20 protein-coding genes are annotated in these 20,756 nt (G+C 62.3%); 5 read left to right on the plus strand and 15 right to left on the minus strand.

Going from position 1 to position 20,756, the window contains the following annotated elements; translation table 11 throughout:
• Nucleotides 1–114: 114 nt before the first annotated feature.
• The 5 genes from ACTHJ1_RS14810 to ACTHJ1_RS14830 form a co-directional block, all read right to left on the minus strand.
• A complete protein-coding gene (locus ACTHJ1_RS14810) occupies nucleotides 115–1,290 on the minus strand; it encodes an ABC transporter substrate-binding protein (RefSeq protein WP_440193682.1) in 1,176 nt (391 codons plus the stop codon).
• On the minus strand, nucleotides 1,245–2,126 hold the full coding sequence (locus tag ACTHJ1_RS14815) for an ABC transporter permease (RefSeq protein ID WP_440193684.1): 882 nt from the start codon (nucleotides 2,124–2,126) through the stop codon (nucleotides 1,245–1,247). Before ACTHJ1_RS14815 ends, ACTHJ1_RS14810 begins: the two co-directional genes overlap by 46 nt.
• On the minus strand, nucleotides 2,123–2,965 hold the full coding sequence (locus ACTHJ1_RS14820) for an ABC transporter ATP-binding protein (protein ID WP_440193686.1): 843 nt from the start codon (nucleotides 2,963–2,965) through the stop codon (nucleotides 2,123–2,125). Before ACTHJ1_RS14820 ends, ACTHJ1_RS14815 begins: the two co-directional genes overlap by 4 nt.
• A gap of 90 nt (nucleotides 2,966–3,055) precedes the next feature.
• Nucleotides 3,056–4,573: a porin gene (locus ACTHJ1_RS14825; RefSeq protein WP_440193688.1), complete on the minus strand. Its 1,518-nt coding sequence runs from the start codon at nucleotides 4,571–4,573 to the stop codon at nucleotides 3,056–3,058.
• A gap of 251 nt (nucleotides 4,574–4,824) precedes the next feature.
• Entirely contained in the window at nucleotides 4,825–5,139 is a 315-nt protein-coding gene (locus ACTHJ1_RS14830) for a hypothetical protein (protein WP_440193690.1), read from the minus strand.
• Between the two features lie 243 nt (nucleotides 5,140–5,382).
• On the opposite strand from ACTHJ1_RS14830, the gene ACTHJ1_RS14835 reads away from it, so the two are divergent.
• Complete coding sequence (locus tag ACTHJ1_RS14835; protein WP_440193692.1) at nucleotides 5,383–6,804, plus strand: MBOAT family O-acyltransferase; 1,422 nt, start codon at nucleotides 5,383–5,385, stop codon at nucleotides 6,802–6,804.
• A gap of 11 nt (nucleotides 6,805–6,815) precedes the next feature.
• Complete coding sequence (locus tag ACTHJ1_RS14840) at nucleotides 6,816–8,003, plus strand: alginate O-acetyltransferase AlgX-related protein (protein WP_440193694.1); 1,188 nt, start codon at nucleotides 6,816–6,818, stop codon at nucleotides 8,001–8,003.
• 90 nt (nucleotides 8,004–8,093) lie between these two features.
• Here the strand turns inward: ACTHJ1_RS14840 and ACTHJ1_RS14845 are convergent, their stop codons facing one another.
• Entirely contained in the window at nucleotides 8,094–8,426 is a 333-nt protein-coding gene (locus ACTHJ1_RS14845) for an NIPSNAP family protein (RefSeq protein WP_440193696.1), read from the minus strand.
• A gap of 89 nt (nucleotides 8,427–8,515) precedes the next feature.
• Nucleotides 8,516–9,013, minus strand: a complete 498-nt coding sequence (locus ACTHJ1_RS14850) for a MarR family winged helix-turn-helix transcriptional regulator (RefSeq protein ID WP_440193698.1) — start codon at nucleotides 9,011–9,013, stop codon at nucleotides 8,516–8,518.
• A 101-nt stretch (nucleotides 9,014–9,114) separates the two neighbouring features.
• On the opposite strand from ACTHJ1_RS14850, the gene ACTHJ1_RS14855 reads away from it, so the two are divergent.
• Nucleotides 9,115–10,287, plus strand: coding sequence for an FAD-dependent monooxygenase (locus ACTHJ1_RS14855; RefSeq protein WP_440193700.1), 1,173 nt, complete (start codon nucleotides 9,115–9,117; stop codon nucleotides 10,285–10,287).
• Nucleotides 10,288–10,327: 40 nt separating this feature from the next.
• The gene (locus ACTHJ1_RS14860) at nucleotides 10,328–11,299 is read left to right on the plus strand and encodes a Bug family tripartite tricarboxylate transporter substrate binding protein (RefSeq protein WP_440193702.1); all 972 of its coding nucleotides are present in this window, start codon (nucleotides 10,328–10,330) and stop codon (nucleotides 11,297–11,299) included.
• An 11-nt stretch (nucleotides 11,300–11,310) separates the two neighbouring features.
• Here ACTHJ1_RS14860 and ACTHJ1_RS14865 read toward each other — a convergent pair whose 3' ends face one another.
• On the minus strand, nucleotides 11,311–12,438 hold the full coding sequence (locus ACTHJ1_RS14865) for a zinc-binding alcohol dehydrogenase family protein (protein ID WP_440193704.1): 1,128 nt from the start codon (nucleotides 12,436–12,438) through the stop codon (nucleotides 11,311–11,313).
• A 104-nt stretch (nucleotides 12,439–12,542) separates the two neighbouring features.
• Here ACTHJ1_RS14865 and ACTHJ1_RS14870 point away from each other — a divergent pair, with 104 nt between their 5' ends.
• Nucleotides 12,543–13,475 carry an AraC family transcriptional regulator gene (locus ACTHJ1_RS14870; protein ID WP_440193706.1) on the plus strand — a complete coding sequence of 311 codons (933 nt, stop codon included), beginning with the start codon at nucleotides 12,543–12,545 and terminating at the stop codon, nucleotides 13,473–13,475.
• Between the two features lie 14 nt (nucleotides 13,476–13,489).
• Here ACTHJ1_RS14870 and hisD read toward each other — a convergent pair whose 3' ends face one another.
• From hisD to ACTHJ1_RS14905, 7 genes are all read right to left on the minus strand, one after another.
• Entirely contained in the window at nucleotides 13,490–14,797 is a 1,308-nt protein-coding gene (hisD, locus tag ACTHJ1_RS14875) for a histidinol dehydrogenase (RefSeq protein WP_440193708.1), read from the minus strand.
• A 35-nt stretch (nucleotides 14,798–14,832) separates the two neighbouring features.
• A complete protein-coding gene (locus ACTHJ1_RS14880) occupies nucleotides 14,833–15,714 on the minus strand; it encodes an ABC transporter permease subunit (protein WP_440193710.1) in 882 nt (293 codons plus the stop codon).
• On the minus strand, nucleotides 15,711–16,496 hold the full coding sequence (locus tag ACTHJ1_RS14885; RefSeq protein ID WP_440193712.1) for a taurine ABC transporter ATP-binding protein: 786 nt from the start codon (nucleotides 16,494–16,496) through the stop codon (nucleotides 15,711–15,713). Before ACTHJ1_RS14885 ends, ACTHJ1_RS14880 begins: the two co-directional genes overlap by 4 nt.
• A gap of 83 nt (nucleotides 16,497–16,579) precedes the next feature.
• Nucleotides 16,580–17,584, minus strand: a complete 1,005-nt coding sequence (gene tauA / locus ACTHJ1_RS14890; RefSeq protein ID WP_440193714.1) for a taurine ABC transporter substrate-binding protein — start codon at nucleotides 17,582–17,584, stop codon at nucleotides 16,580–16,582.
• Nucleotides 17,585–17,696: 112 nt separating this feature from the next.
• Nucleotides 17,697–18,464, minus strand: a complete 768-nt coding sequence (locus tag ACTHJ1_RS14895) for an aspartate/glutamate racemase family protein (protein WP_440193716.1) — start codon at nucleotides 18,462–18,464, stop codon at nucleotides 17,697–17,699.
• On the minus strand, nucleotides 18,457–19,671 hold the full coding sequence (locus ACTHJ1_RS14900) for a DegT/DnrJ/EryC1/StrS family aminotransferase (protein WP_440193718.1): 1,215 nt from the start codon (nucleotides 19,669–19,671) through the stop codon (nucleotides 18,457–18,459). The genes ACTHJ1_RS14895 and ACTHJ1_RS14900 overlap by 8 nt, the downstream gene beginning before the upstream one ends.
• Nucleotides 19,672–19,726: 55 nt before the next feature.
• Nucleotides 19,727–20,728, minus strand: a complete 1,002-nt coding sequence (locus tag ACTHJ1_RS14905; protein ID WP_440193720.1) for a D-cysteine desulfhydrase — start codon at nucleotides 20,726–20,728, stop codon at nucleotides 19,727–19,729.
• Between the last annotated feature and the right edge of the window lie 28 nt (nucleotides 20,729–20,756).

A 20,756-nucleotide genomic window follows, 5' to 3' on the forward strand; every position in this document is an offset into this window, starting at 1 on the left:
CACAATCAAACGAAAGACCGGAACGGCTTGCGACGCCGAACCGGTCGTTCAGATGGACTCACGGGAACCTAGAGCATAGTTGATCCAGGTCTTGGCCAGAACGGCGTCGCTCGGCTATTTCGCGCCGCCTTCCTTCGCGAGCATCGCGTTCGCCTTGATGGCGTACTCGTTCGTATAGGTCACGCCCAGATCGACCGGCTTGGCAATCTTGCCGGCGAATTTTTCCACCGCCAGCACCGTCTGCGGACCACCCTCAGGCATCAGGCCGTCCGGCAGGAACTGGCCCTTGTCCATCGCAAGCGCCTTCACATACTCGTCTTTGGTCGAAAGCTGGTTGCTGACGAAATCGTGCGGCAGGTGATCGGCGATCTCCGCGGCGCTGTGCGTGCTGATCCAGCGCATCGTCGCGACCATCGCGTTGACGACCGCCTGCGTCTCCTTCGGATGCGCCTTGACCCAATCCGTGCGGGCGAGCACCGCCGCCGTCGGCCAATAGCCGCCCAGCCACTTCTTCACGCCGTCCGCCGTGGCCAGATCCATCGCCGAATAGCCGACCTTCATCTTCTCGATGGCATTGACGGTCGGCTGCGTCGTCATCCCGCACACGATGCGGTCGTGCTGGAGCGCACCGATGAGCGTCGGGCCGGCGCCGACGCCGACGCGCGAAAAGTCGTGCAGGCCGAGCTTGTAGCGGGCCGCGAGGTACAGCGTGAGGTCATCGGTGCCCGAGCCCAGGTCGGTCACGCCGACCACTTTGCCCTTCCAGTCGGCGGGCGTCTTGACGCCCGACTTCGTCGCGCACATCTCCCGCTCGCCCGGAGCGCCGCTTAGCTGGACGATGTCCAGGACGGCCTTGCCGTGCTGCTGAAAGTCGATCGTATGAACATACCAAGCCCCCGCCATATCGACCTGGCCCGAGACCATCGCATCCTCGGCGCCGACGCCGCCCGACTGCTCGGTCGACAATTCCATGTCCACGCCGTACTTCTTGAAAAAGCCCAGATTCTGCGCCAGCGAATACGGCAGATAGATCTGCTTGTCGATGCCGCCCACCATCATCGTGACCTTGGGCAGCGGCGCCGCCGTCGCGGCCTGGCCGCAAATCAGGCCGGCCGCGCACATCAGGCCGGCCAGGGTCTTCGAAAACGGGAATTTCTCCTTCATGACTTCATCTCCTTGGTTATGCGAGGCCGGCACTCCGGCCTCTAATGAATCGAATGCTTTGTTGCGCCATCGCCGGCCGATCAGACGCCGGGCACGTCGCCGTCGTGTGACGAGGGCGGCTGCCACGACAGCAGGCGTTTTTCGAGTATTGACATCAGCGCCTCCGCGGACAGCGCGACGATGCCGATGATGAGCATCGCGCCGAACACGCCGTTGGCGTCGAACGTGTTCTGGGCGGTTGCGATCACCAGGCCCAGGCCGCGCTGCGCGCCGAGGAACTCGCCGACGATCGCGCCGATGATCGAGAAGCCGAGCGCCACGTGCAGGCTCGCGATGATCCAGGTCATGGCCGAGGGGAAGATCACGTGCCACACGATCTGCAGCCGAGATGCGCCGAGGATCCGCGAATTCGCCACGAGATTGCGGTCGACACTGCGCACCCCCTGGAACGCGTTGAAGAACACGACGAAGAACACCAGAACCGCGGCCAGCACGACCTTGGACGGCATGCCCAGGCCCAGCCACATCACCAGCACCGAGCCGAGCACGATGCGCGGCAGCGCGTTCACGACCTTGATGTAGGGACCGACGACCTCCGCCAGATACGGACTCTCGCCCAGCAGTACGCCGAACACCACGCCGCTTGCCACGCCCACGGCAAAGCCGAGCAGAGATTCTTCGAGCGTGACCCATATCTGCTCCCAGAGAGATCCGTAGGCCGTGCCGTGCTGGATCCAGTCCCACAGCCGCAAGACGATGCCGCCGGGCGAGCCGAAAAAGAACGGATCGAGAATTCCGAGCTGCGTCGTCAGCTGCCAGCCGCCGATCACCAGAATGAAAAGCGCCACGCGTCCCAGAAAAATGGAAAGCCTGCGCCGTTGCGCGGCGCGGCGCGCGGCGACCGCGGTCGGGCTGGAGCTCGAGGCTCCTTCGTTTTTCTTGATTGCGTTCACGGTGCTCATGCCGTCGCTCCCATGAGTTTCGATGCCGCGGGCGACCGCGAATAGGCCTGCGCCACTTCCTCGCGCAGCGACTCCCATATCTGCTGATAGAGGTCCAGAAAGCGCGGCTGGAAGCGAATGTCCTGCACCTGGCCGCGCGGGCGCGGCAGATCGATGTCGAATACCGCCTTGACCGTGGCCGGCCCGGCCGTCATCACCACGACGCGGTCGGCAAGCGCGATCGCCTCTTCCAGATCGTGCGTCACGAAGATCACCGACGGACGGGTCTTCTCCCAGAGCGTCAGAAGCTCGTTGGACATGATGGCGCGCGTCTGCACGTCGAGCGCCGAGAACGGCTCGTCCATGAGCAGCATGGACGGCTTGTTGATGAGCGCGGCCGCCATGCTCACGCGCTTGCGCATGCCGCCCGAGAGTTGGTAGGGGTAATAGTTCTCGAAACCCGCCAGTCCGACCGTGCGCAGCCATTCGCGCGCCTCTTCCAGCGCCTGCTGCTTCGGAACCCCGCGAAACGTCGGGCCCAGCGCGACGTTCTTGAGAATCGACTTCCAGGGCATCAAGGCGTCGCTCTGGAACACAAAGCTGGTGCCTTGAGTAATACCGTCGACCTCGCGTCCCGATACCCGCACGTTTCCTTCACTGGGACGATAGAGACCGGCCGCCAGCGTCAGGGTGGTCGATTTGCCGCAGCCGGTGGGGCCGACCACCGCGCAGAACATACCGGGTTCGATCACGAGATTCACATCGCGCAGGACGGTCTTCTCGATGCCGTCCCGCGTTGGAAAGCGCTTGGTCACGTGCGTGAACTGCACGCTGCCTTTCCCAGCCAAAATTTCAGCCATAACTAATCAACCTTACACATCCAGAATGAACCCGCCGGCGCCGAATGCCGGCGGGGAAATTGCCCTGGCGCGCCTGCTGCGCAGGCAGCATCAGAAATGCCAGATACCGCCGACTTCGATACGCCGCGCCGATTCCTTGCCGTAGCCTGTCGAGGCCTGGAACGTCTTCTGCCCCCAGGCCACCTCTACGCCCAGATCGACCGTCTTGATCGGGCGGTAGATCAGGTTCAAATGCACCGTCTTGGTGGTGACCGCATTGTTGGTATCGGCCGGGAGGAATGCGGCGAGCCGCTGGTGGTTGTAGCCAAACGCGAGCGTCGAGCGCAGCTTCGAAGTCCACCAGTGCTGGTAGAAAAGCGTGCCGCCCATGACCGGCTGCAGTTCGAACTGGGTCGCCCCCGTCGGGTTCGCCGAGGTGCCGTCGTTGACCGCGAGCGCGGACGGTCCATTCGCGCCGAAATCGTCGGGCAGATAGTGGCCGAGCGCACCGTACCAGGCCTGGCCGCCGAAGTTGTCCTCGCTATAGCCGCCGCCGATCTTGGGCACGTTGATGGTCGCGCCTATCAGGCCGCCGGGCGCAAAGAATCTTGTGCGCACGCCGTTTTTGTCGGTGAAGCCCAGATCCTGCGCCTCGCCCGAGACCTGGAAGTGTCCCCAGGGGCCTTCGCGTTCGTACTTCGCGGTAAAGTCCGGCACCGTGTTGCTCTTGGTCCAGGACTCGATGTTGCCTTGCGTGTCCTGATAGCCCGTCTGCGGATTTTCGAGCGAGAACGACAGATCGCCGCCGTAGCTGAGCGGCTTTGTCCAGCGCAACTGCGGCAGGCGCTCCGCGGGGATGCCCGCCGGGCCTGCGTTGTCGAACGTTTCCGGCGTATCGGGGTCGTCGATGAAGTTCGAGTTCGCCATACCGACGAGGAAGTGGCCGATCGTGCCGTACGCCGTGACGATGCGCGCGCCCCAGCTATTGTTCTGCAGCGCCTGATTGTTGTCGCCGCCGGGAACGTAGCCGTAGAAGTCGAGCCCGAAGTTGGTCGTGACCGGGCCGTACGGGCTCGGCGTGCTGGTGCCGACTACAAGCCGCGAAACCTTGTCCTGGAAGTGAAAACTGCCCTGCGACTGCTTGCGCGCGGAACTGCCGGTCGGATCGAGATTGCCGATCGAGAACTTCGGCCCGAGGTTTTCCGTCGGATCGTAGATGCCCTGGAAGTTGACGAAACCGCCGACGCTGAGCGATGTGTTGGTGCCCGGCACGATGAACGAGCCAGGTATCGTGCCGCGACGGACATATTCAGCATCGAGCATCTGCTTCTCGGCCCGGGTCGGCGTCAGATCCGGGGCTTGCTTGCCGGGCGCAGCGACCAGGGGAGGATAGGCGGTCGACACGGCCTTGACCGCTTCATTCGTCTTCTTCTGCGATGCTTCGAGCTGGTTCAGCTGCGCCGACAGAGCCTGGATCTGGGCTTTGAGGTCGCCCAGCTCGTCGGCGTGAGCCACACCCGACATAGCGGTAAGACCGGCGAGCGCACAGCACAGCATGCTCAACCGGAACGGTGTGCCCTTGGCCGGGCCGCGACGTGCATGACCAGACGATATCCTGCGAATTTTCATCCGCTGTCTCCTGAGTTTGGTTGTTGTCCTTGGCGTCCGAATCGATGTCCGGACGAGCGATGAATGCTAAGGAGGGCAACCTCTCGGCTAGCTGGCAGGAAGATCGGAGATTTGTCAGTAGTTACCCGATGCGGATCTGCGCCGGAGAAAAAACGCGCAGCAAAGCAAAAGGGCCGATCTTTGCAGATCAGCCCTTTTGCGCGGGTACCCGTTATGGCGGCCCGTCGGCCGCCCGATGCGAGACGCTTGCGTCAGTACGGCGCGTAAACGACTCGGGGATGCACCACGACCGGCGCAGGATAGTAATAGCCCGGCTGCGCGTAGACGGGCTGGGCATAGTAGACGGGGGGAGGAGGCGGAGGCGCGTAATAGACGGGTGCCGGAGCGGTGTAGACCGGCTGGGCGGCGGCGCCCACCGCCAGCCCGACCATTGCGCCCAATGCGGCGCCCACTACCAGAGGTCCGGGGCCGCCGTGGTAGCGCCCCCAGGCGTTGGCGCTCATGCTGGCCGTGGCCAGACCCACGGCGACCGTTGCAACGGCGGCGGCTTTCAAGATCGGTTTCATGGTGCGCTCCAGTGCCGAGGGGTTATGAGGTGACTCGGCGGCACATCCGGCAAAGGCCGGTTGATGTGAGGTTTGGACGCCCAGTGTAGGGCGGAGTTCCGCGATGCGCACCGGGCGCGAAGCGCGGGCAATTTCAATACGTGTCAGCGGCTCGCCCGATACATCGGCCTGCGTCCCGCTACAATCCGTAACTTTATCGGCCTTCCCTGCCGCAGAAATAGAACAACCGTCCAAAGGTTCGTCGTGGTCTTCAGCAATATCGTGTTCCTGGGGCTTTTTCTCCCCGTCACCTTTCTCGCCTATTACCTGCTTCCCCAGCGCCTGCGCAATCCGCTTCTGGCGCTGGCCAGCATTGTCTTCTATGCCTGGGGCGAGCCTCGTTTCGTGATTCTGATGCTGGTCTCGGTCGCGATCAACTTCTACGGCGCCCGCCTGATGGATCGCAGCCGCTCGAGAAAGGCGATCCTGCTCGCCGCGGTGGCCGTGAATTTGCTGATATTGGCCTTCTTCAAGTACGGCAACTTCTTCGTGGACAACCTGAACGTCCTGCTCGCGCCGGCCGGCATGACCGCGATCGAACTGCGGCCCGTTCCCCTGCCCATCGGCATTTCGTTCTATACCTTCCACGCCATTTCGTACCTGATCGACATCTACCGCCGCAACGCCAAGCCCAATAGAAACATCATCGAGTACAGCCTCTACATCATGCTGTTCCCGCAGCTCATCGCCGGGCCGATCATTCGATACAAGGACATCTACACGCAACTGCCCAGGCGGTCTGTCAGCGTCGCAGACATCACCGCGGGCTGCGTACGGTTCACGATGGGACTGGCCAAGAAAGTGCTGATCGCCAATCAGCTCGGCATGGTCGCCGACGCCGGCTTCGACGCGCCGGCCGATCACCTGGGAGCGCTGGTCGCCTGGATCTGCCTGGTCTGCTACACCCTGCAGATCTACTTCGATTTTTCGGGATATTCCGACATGGCCATCGGCCTGGGCCGGATGTTCGGTTTTCGCTTTCCGGAGAACTTCAATTATCCGTATAGCGCCCGTTCCATGCAGGACTTCTGGCACCGCTGGCACATTTCGCTCTCGACTTGGTTCCGCGACTATGTGTATATCCCGCTGGGAGGAAACCGCAAAGGCGAGGCGCGCACGCTGCTCAATCTGTGGATCGTTTTCCTGCTGACCGGCTTCTGGCATGGCGCCAGCTGGAGCTTCGTCGTCTGGGGCGCGATACACGGCTTCTTTCTCATGCTTGAGCGCTTTGGCAGGCATCTGCAGGTGCAAATACCGCGCGTGGCCGGAACGCTCTATGCCGTACTCGTGGTGATGTTCGCCTGGGTGTTTTTCCGCAGCGCGTCGCTAGGGCAGGCGCTGCAATACGTGCTCGCCTTGATCGGGCACTGGCCTGCGGAGCAATGGACGGTCACGGTTCAATCGATCTATTCGACGCAGAACCTGCTGCTGACCGTCGGGGCGGTGATTCTGGCGCTGGGTGTCTACCCCCATATGGAAAAAGCGCTGCAACCCGCGTGGCAGCGCCTGGCCGACTATGCCGTGGACGGATGGGTACGCGCGGCGCTGATCGCCCCGGCCTTGATACTGAGCTGCATGTCGATCGCCATGGGGCAATACAACCCCTTTATCTACTTCCGCTTCTGAGCCGATCAAAAATGCAGGCACACACTGACGCTCGCCGCAACGCGGAACACCGCTCGTTCATGCGGGTGCTCAATCGCTTCGCGGCCATGGCGGTTTTTTTCGGGCTGCTGCTGCTGCCGATCGCCTGGTTCGGCCGCGCGAGTTTCGCCCCCCGCACGCATGAAAACCGCAGGCTGGAAGCCTTTCCCCGCTGGTCCATTCACTGGGCCCAGGATTTCGAGCGCTGGTTCAGCGATCGGTACGGCATGCGCGATGCGCTGGTGTACTACGGTTCGCGGCTGCAGATGGCCCGCACCGGCATGCCCATGAACCAGCAGGTCGTGGTGGGCCGCGACAACTGGCTTTTCTACGACGAAAACTACACGCCCGGGCATCTGCATTTTGCATCCCTGTACGGCAAGGATCTGTTTCTGCCCTCGGATCTGAAGACCATTGCCGACAATCTGTCGAGCGTGCGCCAGCACCTGGCGGCGTGCCGCATCCCTTTCTACCTCGTGATTGCCCCGGACAAACAGACCGTCTATCCGGAAAAGCTCCTGATGCCGCCGCCGCCGAACGCGGTCACCCAGGCCGATCAGCTGGAAGCCTATCTGCAGGCGGCAGATCCGCAGTTGCGCATCATCGATCTGCGCAAACCCGAGCAGGCCGCCAAAGCCGCCCAGACCCGGGAGCTGTACTACCGGACCGATACCCACTGGAACGAGCTAGGGGCGTTCTTCGGTTACCAGGCCATTGCAAAGCGCCTGATGCAAGACGGCGTGCTCGCCAATGCGGTCGGAACCCGTCTGGACAGCTACCGAATCCGCACCTCGCCGTCCGCGGGCGGCGACATCGCGGTCAACCTGCTCGATCTGCCCGGCTATTTCCGTGACCACACAGTGCAGCTGGACAACATACAGCCGCGGCAGGCGCACGACATCTCGCTGCCAGGATGGCCTCAAGACATCAATAATTCGTTCAGAGTGACGGAAAACCCTGTGGCAAGCGGCAGTCTTCTGCTGTATCGCGACTCGTTCTTCGATGCGCTGACGCCATTCGTTGCCGAGAACTTTCACCGCATCTACTCGTTCCTGGGTCGCGGCATAGACGGAGATCGGGTGCGCCAGGCGCATCCGAATGTGGTCATGCTGGAGATCGTCGAGCGTGGCCTGCGGCATCTGGTCGATCATCCGGTCAATCTGGCGTCGATCTGCGAGTAATTGCGCAAGGCAGAATCGACCCGAGCATTTGCGCTGCCTGCCGAGGCTTGGCCGCGGCGCGTTGGCGCCGACGAGCCATGCCATCATGCGTCACTGCACGGCAGGCTTGCCGAAAGTCTCCGCAACGACCTCGGTAAACGTGCGCTCCTCACGCAGAATAAAGCGATTGCGCTGGGCAAATTCGAAGTTCGCCCGGCCTTCGGCGTCAGCGCGCAGGCGCTTGCGATAGGCCTCATAGGCGGCCAGATTTTCGAACGCAATCAGCCCCCAGGCCTCGTAGTTGGTCCCCTCCGACGGCAGAAAATAACCGACCAGATGCCCGCCGCAGCGGGGAATGATCCTGCCCCAGTTTTGCGCATATTCGCGGAAGGCCTCAAGCTGGAAAGGATCGAGCTCATAGCGGATAAAGCAGGTCAACGACATGGTGGCGCTCCTTCTGTAGAGCCTGCATCGTCGCCGACTTTCTTCACCCCATGCTTCGTTGTAGACCGAAGTGTGGCGCCATATCGCGCTTAAGGCTGGGGCGGCAGTTTCACCATGGGCGCGCGGGCCTGGTCTTCGAGCGCCGAGCACAGCTGATCGAGCAGGCGCAGCAAATGGCCCTGCTCATCCGGCGGCAAGGGCCCCAGCAATTCGTCGTGGGCGCGCGCCGCCCCGGCAGCGGTCTGCCGCAGCAACGTCTTGCCTTGGCGAGTCAGGCGCATGACCATTCTGCGCCGGCCCGCGCTGCTGGAGTCGCGGGTCAGCAGGCTGCGTGCCTCCAGTCCCCGCACGATGTGCGAAACCGTCACCTTGTCGTACCCCAGCGCCTTGGCCAGCGTGATCTGGTCGATATCCGGCGCGTACGACAGCACACTGAGCACCCCGTACTGAGGCGGCGTCAATCCGAACTCCGCGCAGTGCCGCTCGAACAGGCCGACCGACAATTGATGGGCGCGACGCAGCAGAAACCCGGGGCGGTCGTAGATGAGGGGAGGCGCCTGAGGCGCAGGAGAACGGGTGGCAGTCATCGCAAAATTTTATACGCAGCCTTTTGTCATGGCACGATGCCGGCATATACTGTGTTAGCAAACTAACTAATAACGACGATCATCCCATCGGAGGAGACACCATGGACATCATCGTGATCGGCGCCGGCATCGGCGGCCTGGCCGCCGCAGCCAGCCTGGTTCGCCGCGGTCATCACGTGCGCGTATACGAGCAGGCCCCGGCGCTGGGCGAGGTCGGCGCCGCCGTGCAGATGAGCGCCAACGCCACCAAAGTCCTGTTCGATCTGGGTCTCAAACCTACGCTGGAAGCCGAAGGCGTCAAACCCCTGTCGTTCGAATTCCGCCGCTACAACGACGGCGAGCTGCTCCATGAAATCAAGCTGGGCGCCGCACACGCCGAAAAACACGGCGCGCCCTACTACCAGATCCATCGCGTCGATCTGCACCGCGCCCTGCTCGACGCGCTCAATGCGCTGGATGCCAATGCGCTACGGCTGGGCATGCGCGCGCAGCAGATCCGCGAAGCCGACGATCACATCGAGGTCGCTTTCGCCGACGGGTCGATAGAACGCGCCGAGCTGCTGATCGGCGCGGACGGCATCAAGTCGGCCGTGCGCCAGCATGTGGTCGACGCCGAGCCGCCGGTCTTCACCGGACACGTGGCCTGGCGCCTGAGCATTCCGGTCGAACGCATCGCCCCTGCGCTGCGCCCGCCCCTGGCCTCCACCATCTGGTGCGGGCCGCGCAATCACGCGGTGATGTACTACATGCGAGGCGGCGCGCTGCTCAATTTCGTGGGCTGCGTTGAGCGCCCCTGGGAGGAGGAATCCTGGACCGCGCGCCAGCCATGGAGCGAGCTCGACCAGGACTATGCGGGCTGGCACCCCATGGTGCGGGCCGCCATCGAAAACGCCGACCGCGATCAATGCTTTCGCTGGGCACTGAACAACCGCACGCCGGCCATGGTGTGGAATACGCCGCGCGTGGCCTTGCTGGGCGATGCCGTGCACCCTACCCTGCCCTATATGGCGCAAGGCGCAGCCATGGCCATCGAAGATGCCGCCGTGCTCGCCCGCGCCCTGGACCTGGACTGCCCGCTGCCGCAAGCGCTGCAACGCTATACCCGGCACCGCGCGCCGCGCGCCGCGCGCGTGGTGGAAGAGTCCAACGAAATGGCCGACCTTTATCACATCGATAACGCCGACGAGATGCGCCGGGCCTTCAAGGACCGCAACATCGCCGCGTCGCGCAATGACTGGCTTTATCCCTACGACCCTTTGCACGTCGACATCTGAAGACCGAGCTGCATCCTATATCTATAAACGGAGAGAGACCATGCAGATAGCCAAACTTCTGAAATACTGCGGCGCAATCCTGGCCCTGGCGGGCGCCGCGAGCGCCCATGCCGGCGCCTGGCCCGATCATCCCATCACTTTCATCGTGCCCTACACCCCGGCCACCGGCATCGACCTGGTCGCCCGGCAATTGGCGCCGCCGCTGGCCAAGGCCCTGGGCCAGCCCATTGTGGTGGAGAACATACCGGGCGCCAGCGGCAATATCGGCTCCGAAAGAGTGGCCCGCGCCAAGCCCGACGGCTATACCTTCATGGTGCAAGTCTGCACACTGGTCATGAATCACGGCCTGTACAAGAACCTGCCTTACGATCCGGTCAAGGATTTCGTCCCCGTCAGCCTGACCTCCTGGGGCACGCTGGTGCTGGTCGAACCGGCCAGCCGGCCGTGGAAGACGGCGCAGGACCTGATCGCCGCGGCGCGCAAGGCGCCAGGCAAGCTCACCTATGCCTCGCCGGGCGTGGGTACGCCGCACCATCTGTCGATGGCGCTTTTCGACCAGCAGGCGGGCATCGACATGCTGCACGTGCCTTACAAGGGCTCGGCCGGCGCGGTGACCGACCTGCTGAGCGGACAGGTGGACGCCATGTTCCTGCCCGTGCATGTGGCGTTGCCGCTGATCAAGGGCGGCAAGCTGCGCGTGCTGGCCACGGGCAGCCCCAAGCGCCTGCCGCAATTGCCCGAGGTGCCGACGCTCAAAGAGGTCGGCATCAAGGAAGGCGATGTGGACATGTGGTACGGCGTGCTGGCGCCCAAGGGCACGCCCAAGGCCGTCGTCGACCGCATGAACAAGGAGATCGGCGTGGCGCTGCGCTCGCCCGAGATCGCCAAATCTTTCGAGGCGCAGGGCATGGTGCCTGCCTCGTCGACGCCGGCCGAATTCCACGCGCTGATCGCCAAGGACGACCGGCGCTGGCGCACGCTTGTTAAAAAGGCCCATATTTCGGCTCAGTGAGGCCGGCTCGATCAGATTCTGACGACCACCTTGCTAGCCGAGACGCCTTGCCGAAGCCGCTCCATGGCGCGAGGAATGTCCGCCAAGGACGATCCTGCGACCAGCGGCGACGGCGCCGGCAACAAGCGGCGGTCCGCCAGGGCGGACTCGACGAACCCGGGGAAGAAATGCCACCCCTCGGGCCGCGTCGCCACGGCGGTGCCCCAGATGCTGCTCGTGCGCACGCCCTGCCACCTCGCCTGAAGCGCCAAGCGGCCAAACCCGAGGCCCAGCCCGGGCAGATTGCGCAGCTTCCAGAGCGCTTGGCGTCCCAGTGGTGCAGAATCCAGCGGGCGCGGCGCGCTGGCCATGGCCACCCGGCGAGGGCCTTTGGCTCGGGCCGCCAGGGCCAGGCACGATGCTCCCGATCCCACCCCGATGGCCAGCACTCCGGACACGTCGCGGGAACCGATGGCCCGCAGCAACCGGTCCAGCACATCAGGCGCTCGATAGTCCTCGACATGGGCGGCGCCGAGCTGTCTGAGCCTATCGTGGTTGTGGGGCGAGGCGGTTGTCAGCACCGTGTAGCCGGAGGCCGCCGCAAGCTGGATGGCGCAGCTCCCCACACTGGTTGACCCCCCCCAGACAACGATGATTCCCGAAGCGTTGCCCGGACGTCGGGCTTGCGGCGCCCACGGCGGCACGAGGCCTAGCTGATCTTCCAGAAACAAGCCGCTGCCGGCCGTGGCGAGCGCGAGCGGCAGCACGGCGGCCTGCTCGTAGGACATCCATGGCGCAAGCCGGCTGGCGCAGTGCTCGCGCAGCACCACATACTGCTGGAACGCGCCTTCAGCGGCCCGGTTGCCAGCACGATCGACGCCCAGGGCAAGGCCCAGCACACGGTCGCCCTCGCGGAACCTGCCGCCGCCACCCGTCGCCACCACGTCACCGGCCACATCGGATCCCAGCACGGCAGGGTATTGCAGCCACGGGGTGACGAGGGTGCCCAGGGTCTGGACGATGCGGTCAAAGGGATTGATCGCCAACGCCCGGACACGCACCAGCAATTCGCCGTCGGCCAGGGCAGGAACGGGCGCTGCGGCGACCCGCAGGGGCTCGCCGGGCGCCATCAGCCAGGCGGCTTCGTTGATGATTTGCATCAGGTAGGTCCCATGTCGAAGAAGCCGCTACTGTAGAGAGGAAGGATTGATACGATCCATGCTGAAAAGTCCAATCATTCATCGCATTCGTCCAGATTTCGCGCATGACCGATACCCCTACGCGACACGACACCCTCGATCCGCTGTCCAGCATCCTGTCCTTGCTGCGCCCCCGCAGCTATATGTTCCGGGCGATCGACGCGGCGGGCGATTGGTCCCTGCAGTTCCCCGGCATAGACGGTCTGCGCTGTTATGCCTTGCTGTCGGGGTCTTGCTGGCTGGTTATCGACGACCACGATGGACCTATCAGGCTGGAGTCGGGCGACTGCCTGCTCATGACTCGTCGGCAGTCCTTTCGCATGGCCAGCGATCCCGCCTTGCCGCCGCAGGATGTTCTGCCCCTGCTGCGCGGGGCGCAGTCGGGCGGCGTGGCCACACTCAACGGTGGCGGCGAGGTCTATGGACTTGGCGGATTCTTCACCTTCGCAGGTCGGCATGCCGACCTGCTGTTGGCTCCTCTGCCCGGCGTACTGCACTTGCATCGACAAGAAGACCGCGAAGCGCTGCGCTGGTCGATGACCTGCATCATGGGCGAATTGCGCGACCCCCGGCCCGGAGGCAACCTGATGGCGCAGCAACTGGCGTTGACCATGCTGGTGCAAGCGCTGCGTCGGCATATGGAACAAGGGGGCGGCGTCGGCTGGTTGCAGGCATTGGCCGACCCGCGAATCAGCCAGGTTCTGCACGCGATGCACGCCGAACCCGCACGCCGCTGGACCTTGGCATCTCTTGCCCGGCACGTCGGCCTCTCGCGTTCTGCGTTGGCGCTACGATTCCGCCAGCGCGTGGGCGAACCGCCGCTCGGCTATCTCAACCGCTGGCGCATGTTGCTGGCCGGCGATCGATTGCTCAACTCGGCAGCCTCGGTTGGCGAGATCGCCTACAGCCTGGGCTACGAGTCCGATGGCGCCTTCAGCGCGGCCTTCAAGCGGATCATGGGCTGCTCGCCTCGCGACTATCGTAAAACCAGCGGTTGAACCAGCCGATTCGGTCAACGACTTGGGTCGAACTCGAAACGCTCGTCCGGGAAAAACTTGTTCAGCCGGATTTCCGCCGAACGGGCATGCCCCGCCATGCCCTCATATCGCGAAATCCGCGCGGTCGCCTGCGCCACCGGCTTGGCGCCCTCCTTAGACGCGCGCTGCCACGTCACCGTCTTCATGAACTTGTGCACCGAGAGCCCCCCGGTATAGCGAGCCGACCCGGACGTAGGCAACACATGGTTCGGGCCCGAAGCCTTGTCGCCAAATGCAACCGTCGTTTCCTCACCCAGGAAAAGCGAACCATACGAGCGAAGTCGCGCAAGCCACCAATCCAGATCAGCCGCCTGCACATGCAGATGCTCGGGCGCATAGCGATCAGCCACTTCCGCCATCTCTTCCCGGGTATCGCAGAGTATGACCTCGGCGTAGTCGCGCCAGGCGGCTGCCGCGTTCTTGGCATTGAGATCGGGGAGCTGGGCAATGCACTGCGGAATTTGGCTCATGACGGCCTGCGCCAGACCGACATCGGTGGTCACCAGCCAGACCGGGGAGTTGTAGCCATGCTCGGCTTGCCCGACCAGATCCCATGCCACCAGTTGGGGATCGGCGGTTTCATCGGCAATAAGCAGGGAATCGGTAGGGCCCGCGACCATATCGATGCCGACCCTGCCAAATAGAATACGTTTTGCCTCGGCGACATATTGATTGCCAGGCCCGACGATGATGTCCGCCTTGGGTACGCCGAATAACCCGAACGCCATCGCAGCGACGCCCTGTACGCCGCCCAGATTCAATATCCTGTGAGCGCCGCACAGATCCATCGTGAAAAGCGTCGCTGGCGAAATGCCGACACCATGACCCGGTGGCGAACAGGCTGTAATGTGGGAGACGCCGGCGACTTGAGCCGTCGTGATGGTCATCATCGCAGACGCAATGTGGCTATAGCGGCCGCCCGGAACATAGCAACCCGCAGACTGAACCGGAATCTGTCTCTGTCCGGTCCACAGCCCCGGCACAATCTCGAGGGCGCAATCCGAAATCGTTTCTTTCTGGGCCTGCGCAAAACGCCGGATGTTGTCCTGCGCGAAGCGAATGTCGTCCTGCAAACGCTGGGGAACACGCTTTTTCGCGTTCTCGATAGCCTCTTGCGAGACCACAATATCGCCATCCCATTTGTCCAGATCCCGGGAAAAGGCGCGCGCGCCCTCGTCGCCCTCGCGCTCGAGGCGATCGAGCATGGCCTGCACCGTGACATGAACCTGATCCTGTCCGCTTTCGGCGGATTGAATCGCTTTCTTGAGGTATTTGATCGACATCGATTCTCTCCAAAATTTCAATTACCGTGACGCTGCTACATCCTGCCCTTCCAGGGCACCAACCGACGCTCGAGGGCGCGCATCATTAGGTCGAAGAGATAGGCGATGGCGGCAATGACGATGATGCCCATGATCACGACCGCGGTTTGAAGAAACTGCGAAGCCGACAGCACCATGTAGCCGATTCCTTGCTTTGCCGCGACCATTTCCGCAGCGACCAGAGTTGTCCAGCCGAAGCCAATGCCCACGCGCATCGCCGTGAGAATCTCCGGCAATGCGGCAGGCAGAATGACATGGCGCAGCACCTGCCATCGGGTCGCGCCGCAGGAGTAGGCGGCATGAACCTGTTCGATCGCCGCCGACCGCACGCCAGCGCGCGCGCCGAGCACGACTGGGGCGAAGACGGAAAGAAAAATCAGCAGAATCTTCGAGGTTTCGCCGATGCCGAACCAGATGATCATCAAAGGCAGATAAGCGAGCGGCGGTATGGGTCGGTAGAACTCGATCAGCGGATCGAAAATTCCTCGTAGCTCACGACTGGTGCCCATGCTCAGCCCAAGCGGAATACCGATACAGCAGGCGAGCAGAAACGCACTGAAGACCCGGAACGTGGAGATCAGCACATGCTGCCAAAACGGCGTCCCGGTGAAGCCGTTTTTCAAGACGGCGATGAAACTCTCGACGATGGATTGCGGCGATGGCACGAAAAGCGGTTTGACCCACCCCATCGCGGTGACCAACCACCACACGAAAAGAATGACGAGTATTGTCACCAGACTCAGCCAAAGCGTATCGCCCGAACCCGGCACGCCGTAGGTCTGGCCAGGTTTGGTGGGCCGCTCGCGCGACAGTCGTGCGCACAAACCGCGAAAACCGCGGCATTGGACAGCGGGTTCCCGAATATTTTGCGCTTTCATGCCGTCTCCTCGTCGGCGAAGATGATGCGGAGCACCTTTTCGCGCAGCGTGATGAATTCGCTGGAAGCCTTGACTGCACGGGCATTCTGTCCGCCCAGGTAAAGACGTGAGAACGGCAGATCGAAAGTATGGGCGATGCGGCCGGGTCGAGGAGACATGACGACCAGCCTGGTCCCCATGAACAACGCCTCCTCGACGCTGTGAGTGATGAAAAATACCGATTTGCCGGTATCGTTCCAGACGCGAAGAATGAGCTCTTGCGCCTTCTCGCGCGTCAGCGCGTCCAGCGCACCCAGCGGTTCGTCCATCAACAGCACTTTCGGGTCGCAGGTCAGCGCCCGCGCAATACCCACGCGCTGTTGCATGCCACCCGATAAGGCGTAGACCGGCGAATTCTCGAAGCCTTTCAACCCGAGAAGTTCGATGAACCTGTCGCCGATCTCGTATCGTTCATGCTTGGGACATCCCTGAAGCATCAATCCGAATGCGACATTGTCGCGAACATTCAGCCACGGCAACAGGGCGTGCTTCTGGAAGACGACAGAGCGATCGGCTCCCGGTCCTTCGACGTTGGATCCATTTAGCAAAATTCTGCCGCTGGTGGGTGAAAGAAACCCGGCGATCAGACCCAGAAGTGTTGACTTTCCGCAGCCCGAAGCGCCCAGCGCCACGACGAAATCGCCGTCATCGATGGTCAGATTGATGCGCTGCAGGGCTTCCGTCTCGGTGCGCCCGTCCACCCCGGGGTAAATCACGGACGCATTGTCGATTTTTAGACCCATCTATTGCTCCTCGATGTCCATCTCGTCCGTCCGGACTCCAACGCGACGGAGCCCGGGCGGCCTCGCTTTTTCAACAGCGCAGATCAGTGGAGAGCTTCTTTCAAATATTTCACCGTCACAAAACGGGAGTAGTCGTTCGACACTTGCGACAACCTTCCGGCAGACATCAAGAACTGGGCGGTTTCCTTGATAGTCTTGGACAGCGCACCGCCCATCCACTGCGGTTTGACCTGATCGGCCAGCGGCAGGAATCTGTAGCCCTTGATGACCTCGGGCACCTGCGCCGCGGCGGCTCCGGTTTCGGCCGCGATCGCCTTGACGGGTTCGCTGTCGGCGGTCCATGCCGAAGGATCCTTCAGGTAGGACTGATTCGCCGCGTCGATCGCACGCATGAAGGCTACCAGGGCTTTCTGATGCGACTGCGCAAATTTTTTGTTGACGACCCAGGCGTTGAATGTCGGGTATCCCCATGCGGCAACCTGATCGGCGCCCACAAGCCGCGTTCCCGTCTTGAGGATCTCGGTCTGGGCCGGGGGCCAAACAAACGCCGCATCGATCGAGGACTGCTGCCACGCCGCGACGATTTGATCGGGTGACATGTTCAGGATGGTGAGATCGTTCTCGCTGATGCCAGCGTGTTTCAATGCGCCCATCAGCGAAAAATGCGACGTCGACCCCACCGGAACGGCGACGGTCTTACCCTTGAGATCCGCGAGCGACTTGATCCCCGTTCCGTTCCGGACGATGAGGGATTCCGATTGGCCGATCACATAATCGATCATAAATACCTGAAGATCGACGCCCTGAGTGGCCGCAATCGCGAGCGGCGAAGAACCCAGCTCTGCAATGTTGACATCGCCGGAAGCCATTGCGGCGATCACATCGGCGCCCGAATTGAACTTGCGCCACTCGACGTTCCACCCGGTCGCGGCCGAAAGTTTGCCGTCATGGGCAGCCATCTGGGCCGGAATCGGATCGCCAAAGGTGGCAACGATGATTTTGTCCGCGGCATGCGCTACAGACATCGCAGCCATGGCGATGGCTAATCCGCCTATTACTGATATCCAGTATTTTTTGACCATTTTCATATTCCCTCTTGAGGTTCCACTTCGGTCCCGAGGCGGCTTCGAATACCGCGACGGGTTCTTCTTATGCGTGTTCTGTACGGGCAACACGCGTGCAACACCTGTTGTCAGATTGTCAGAAATCAGGCGCTAAAGTCATGTCCGCTGCGGCCGCTTCGGTTATCGTTCCTGCGCTGGCGAATCTCACAACCGCATCGGCCAGGACATCAAGCGTATCGATAGATCCGAAGTCTTTCGGGATGGCGTCGCTGATAATCGAAAGTTCGCTGCAGGCGATCAACATCACCTTGATGCCCCGCCCGTGCAATTCCGATGCTGCGCGCTGAAGCAGATCACGCGATTCGGGACCGCTGTCTTTCGCCTTAACGGCCCTGATGCAGGCAAGCAGCGAATCTTGATCGGCGGGATAAGCTGTTTGGAATCCTCGCCTGGCACAGGCTCGATCGAACATTCCCGTAGCCCGAACCGCCGGAGACGCCAAAATTCCGACTAGCGGGTTGCCTGATTTCTGGAAGTCGGCCGCCGTGGCGGCCGCATCGGCCGAAAGCTCGATCATGTCGAGAAGCGGTATGGAAACTGCCGCCTGTATGCGAGGGGCGTAATAATGCGCCGTGTTGCATGGCATCGCGAGGGCGTCCACGCCTGCCGCTTCCAACCGCAGCGCCATATCGATCAGCACCGGCCCGGGGTCTTCCCCCGTCTTTTCGATCAGCGCCTTGATGCGCGAAGGAACCTGAGTGTTGTTATCGACAAGCATCGGTACGTGGTCGGCGTCGTCATGTGCATCGGTCATGCCGATGATGCGTGACATCAGCAAAACGGTAGCCTCGGGACCCATGCCGCCGAGTATCCCTATACGCCGTCTGGTCGGCACGCTATTCATCGGCGTTCACCTTCGAAAGGGCGCGCGCTGCCGAGGCCGCGATGATGTCGCCGATATGCTCGCAATCCGAGATGGAAAATGGCAGCGGCATGCGCATGTCGAACAGGCCGGACAAGATGGCATCGGTGCGCGGCAGCACTTGAGGATCGAGGTAGCGCCAGGTTCTGTATGTGCTGGTGAAACCTTTGGGCTCGGCATTACCGAACCAGTTGATCTCGACGCCCAGCGACGCGCAGAAACTCAGGAAGACGCCTGCATCGTCCGGCGCAATACCCGGGAACATGAACTGAATCGAACTGCCGACAAAATGCTCTTGCGGCGGCCGGTAGGGTAGATAGATTCCCTTGATCGAGCGAAGGCGCGCTTCCACCGTCCGGTAACGCTCGTTCCAGCGGGCCGCATTTTCTTCCAGCCTGGGAAGCTGGGCTCGAAGAAGTACCGCGCGCAGATTATCCATACGTCCCGAGAGGTTCGGGATGTCCAACCGAATTTCGGAGAAAACGGCGGAATCGGGCGCGGCGCCATGTCGCTCATAGAGCATATAAGAGCCGGACATGAGGATGGCGCGAGCCATGAAATCGGCATCATCGGACGTGATGAGCCCACCCTCCCCCGAATTCAAGTGCTTGTACGTCTGGGTGCTGAAGCAGCCGGCAAGGCCCCAAGCGCCGCTTTTTCGGCCGTTCCATGCCGCACCCATCGTATGTGCGCAATCCTCGATCAGGGTAATGCCCCGACGGACTGATAGCGTGGCCAGCGCATCCATATCGGGCAGGTGGCCACGCATATAGGACACCACCATGAAACGCGCGCCAGATTCGCCAGCCTTGCGATCGAGGTCGTCGAGATCGAGAACCAGATCCCGGGTGATCTCGACGAACACCGGTTTGCCGCCGGCGTTGACAATGGCTCCCGGCACGGGCGCCAGCGTGAATGCGTTAGTCAATACGGACTCGCCGGTCTGCAGCCCGGCGGCCCGCAGGGCCACATGCAGTGCATAGCCCCCGGAACCGCACGCCAGCGCATATCGGCTGCCCTGGTAGTTTGCGAACTCCCGCTCCAGGAGGGCTGCCTCGGAGAGTTCCTTTCCGACGGTGTTGTAGCGGTGCAGCCGGCCCGAGCGCAGCACCTCGACGGCCGCGGCAATGCCTTCCTCGGAGATAGGTTCCTGCTGCGTGAAGCTGCGCTTGAAAGGCCGTAATTCCATTTGAATCGCTTCCTGTTCCGGTCGGACTGATTAGGCCGATGTCTGATCGGCCGCGCTACATGGCATCGAACGCCGGGAGATAGCCGAACAATGCGGCAGATCCGCCAGTGTGAATGAAGACAATCCGCTCGCCTTTCTTGAAATGCCCCTTTCGAATGAGATCTATCAGGCCGGCTGCCCCTTTACCCGAATAGACTGGATCGAGAAGAATGCCTTCGAGCTGCGCGAACATCCGGATTGCCTCGATCGTGCTTTCTGCAGGGATGCCGTAGCCCTGGCCGACATAGTCCGAGTTGGCGACCACATCGGAGCGGTGCACGACGCCCGCGCAACCCAGCTTCTCAGCTGTTGCGCACGCCAACGTGTAAACGTTCTCTTCCTGCTTTTGCTTCGGGGCGCGAACGCCGATGCCCAGCAGGGGAATATTGGCGTTCATCGCCTTCAGGCCCGCGACGAGCCCCGCCTGCGTGCCTGCGCTGCCGGTCGCATGGACGATGTGATCGATCACAAGGCTGCGATCGTTCACCTGCGACAGGAGTTCGAACGCGCAATTGACATACCCGAGAGCGCCCGTCGGGTTGGAGCCGCCGCCAGGGATCGTATAGACCTTGCGGCCCTGCGCCCGGAATTTCTCGGCAACAGCCTCCATCTCGGCATTCATGTCCAGGCCGCCTGGTCGCTTCTCCACGGTTGCGCCGTGCAGCGCGTCGAGAAAGACATTGCCATTTTCGTTGTAGTTCGGGTCTTTCGAACCTGTGCGATCCTCCAGAAGGATATGACACGCAACTCCCATTTTGGCCGCGATCGCCGCAGTCTGGCGGGCATGATTCGATTGCGTCGCTCCTTGGGTTATCACCAAGTCAGCACCCTGGGCTTGCGCTTCAGCCATGAGAAATTCAAGTTTTCGCGTTTTGTTGCCGCCGGTGGATAGACCTGTGCAATCGTCACGCTTGATCCAGATCTCGGGCCCGCCCAGTTCTCGCGACAGCCTGTCCAGGCGCTCCAGCGGCGTGGGTAGATGGGCAAAGTGAATCCGCGGGAAACGTGCAATGTTCATCCTTTTCCTCCATCGGTCAGATACATGC

Origin of the sequence: Bordetella sp. (assembly GCF_051960075.1) — a bacterium.
Classification (GTDB): domain Bacteria; phylum Pseudomonadota; class Gammaproteobacteria; order Burkholderiales; family Burkholderiaceae_B; genus Bordetella.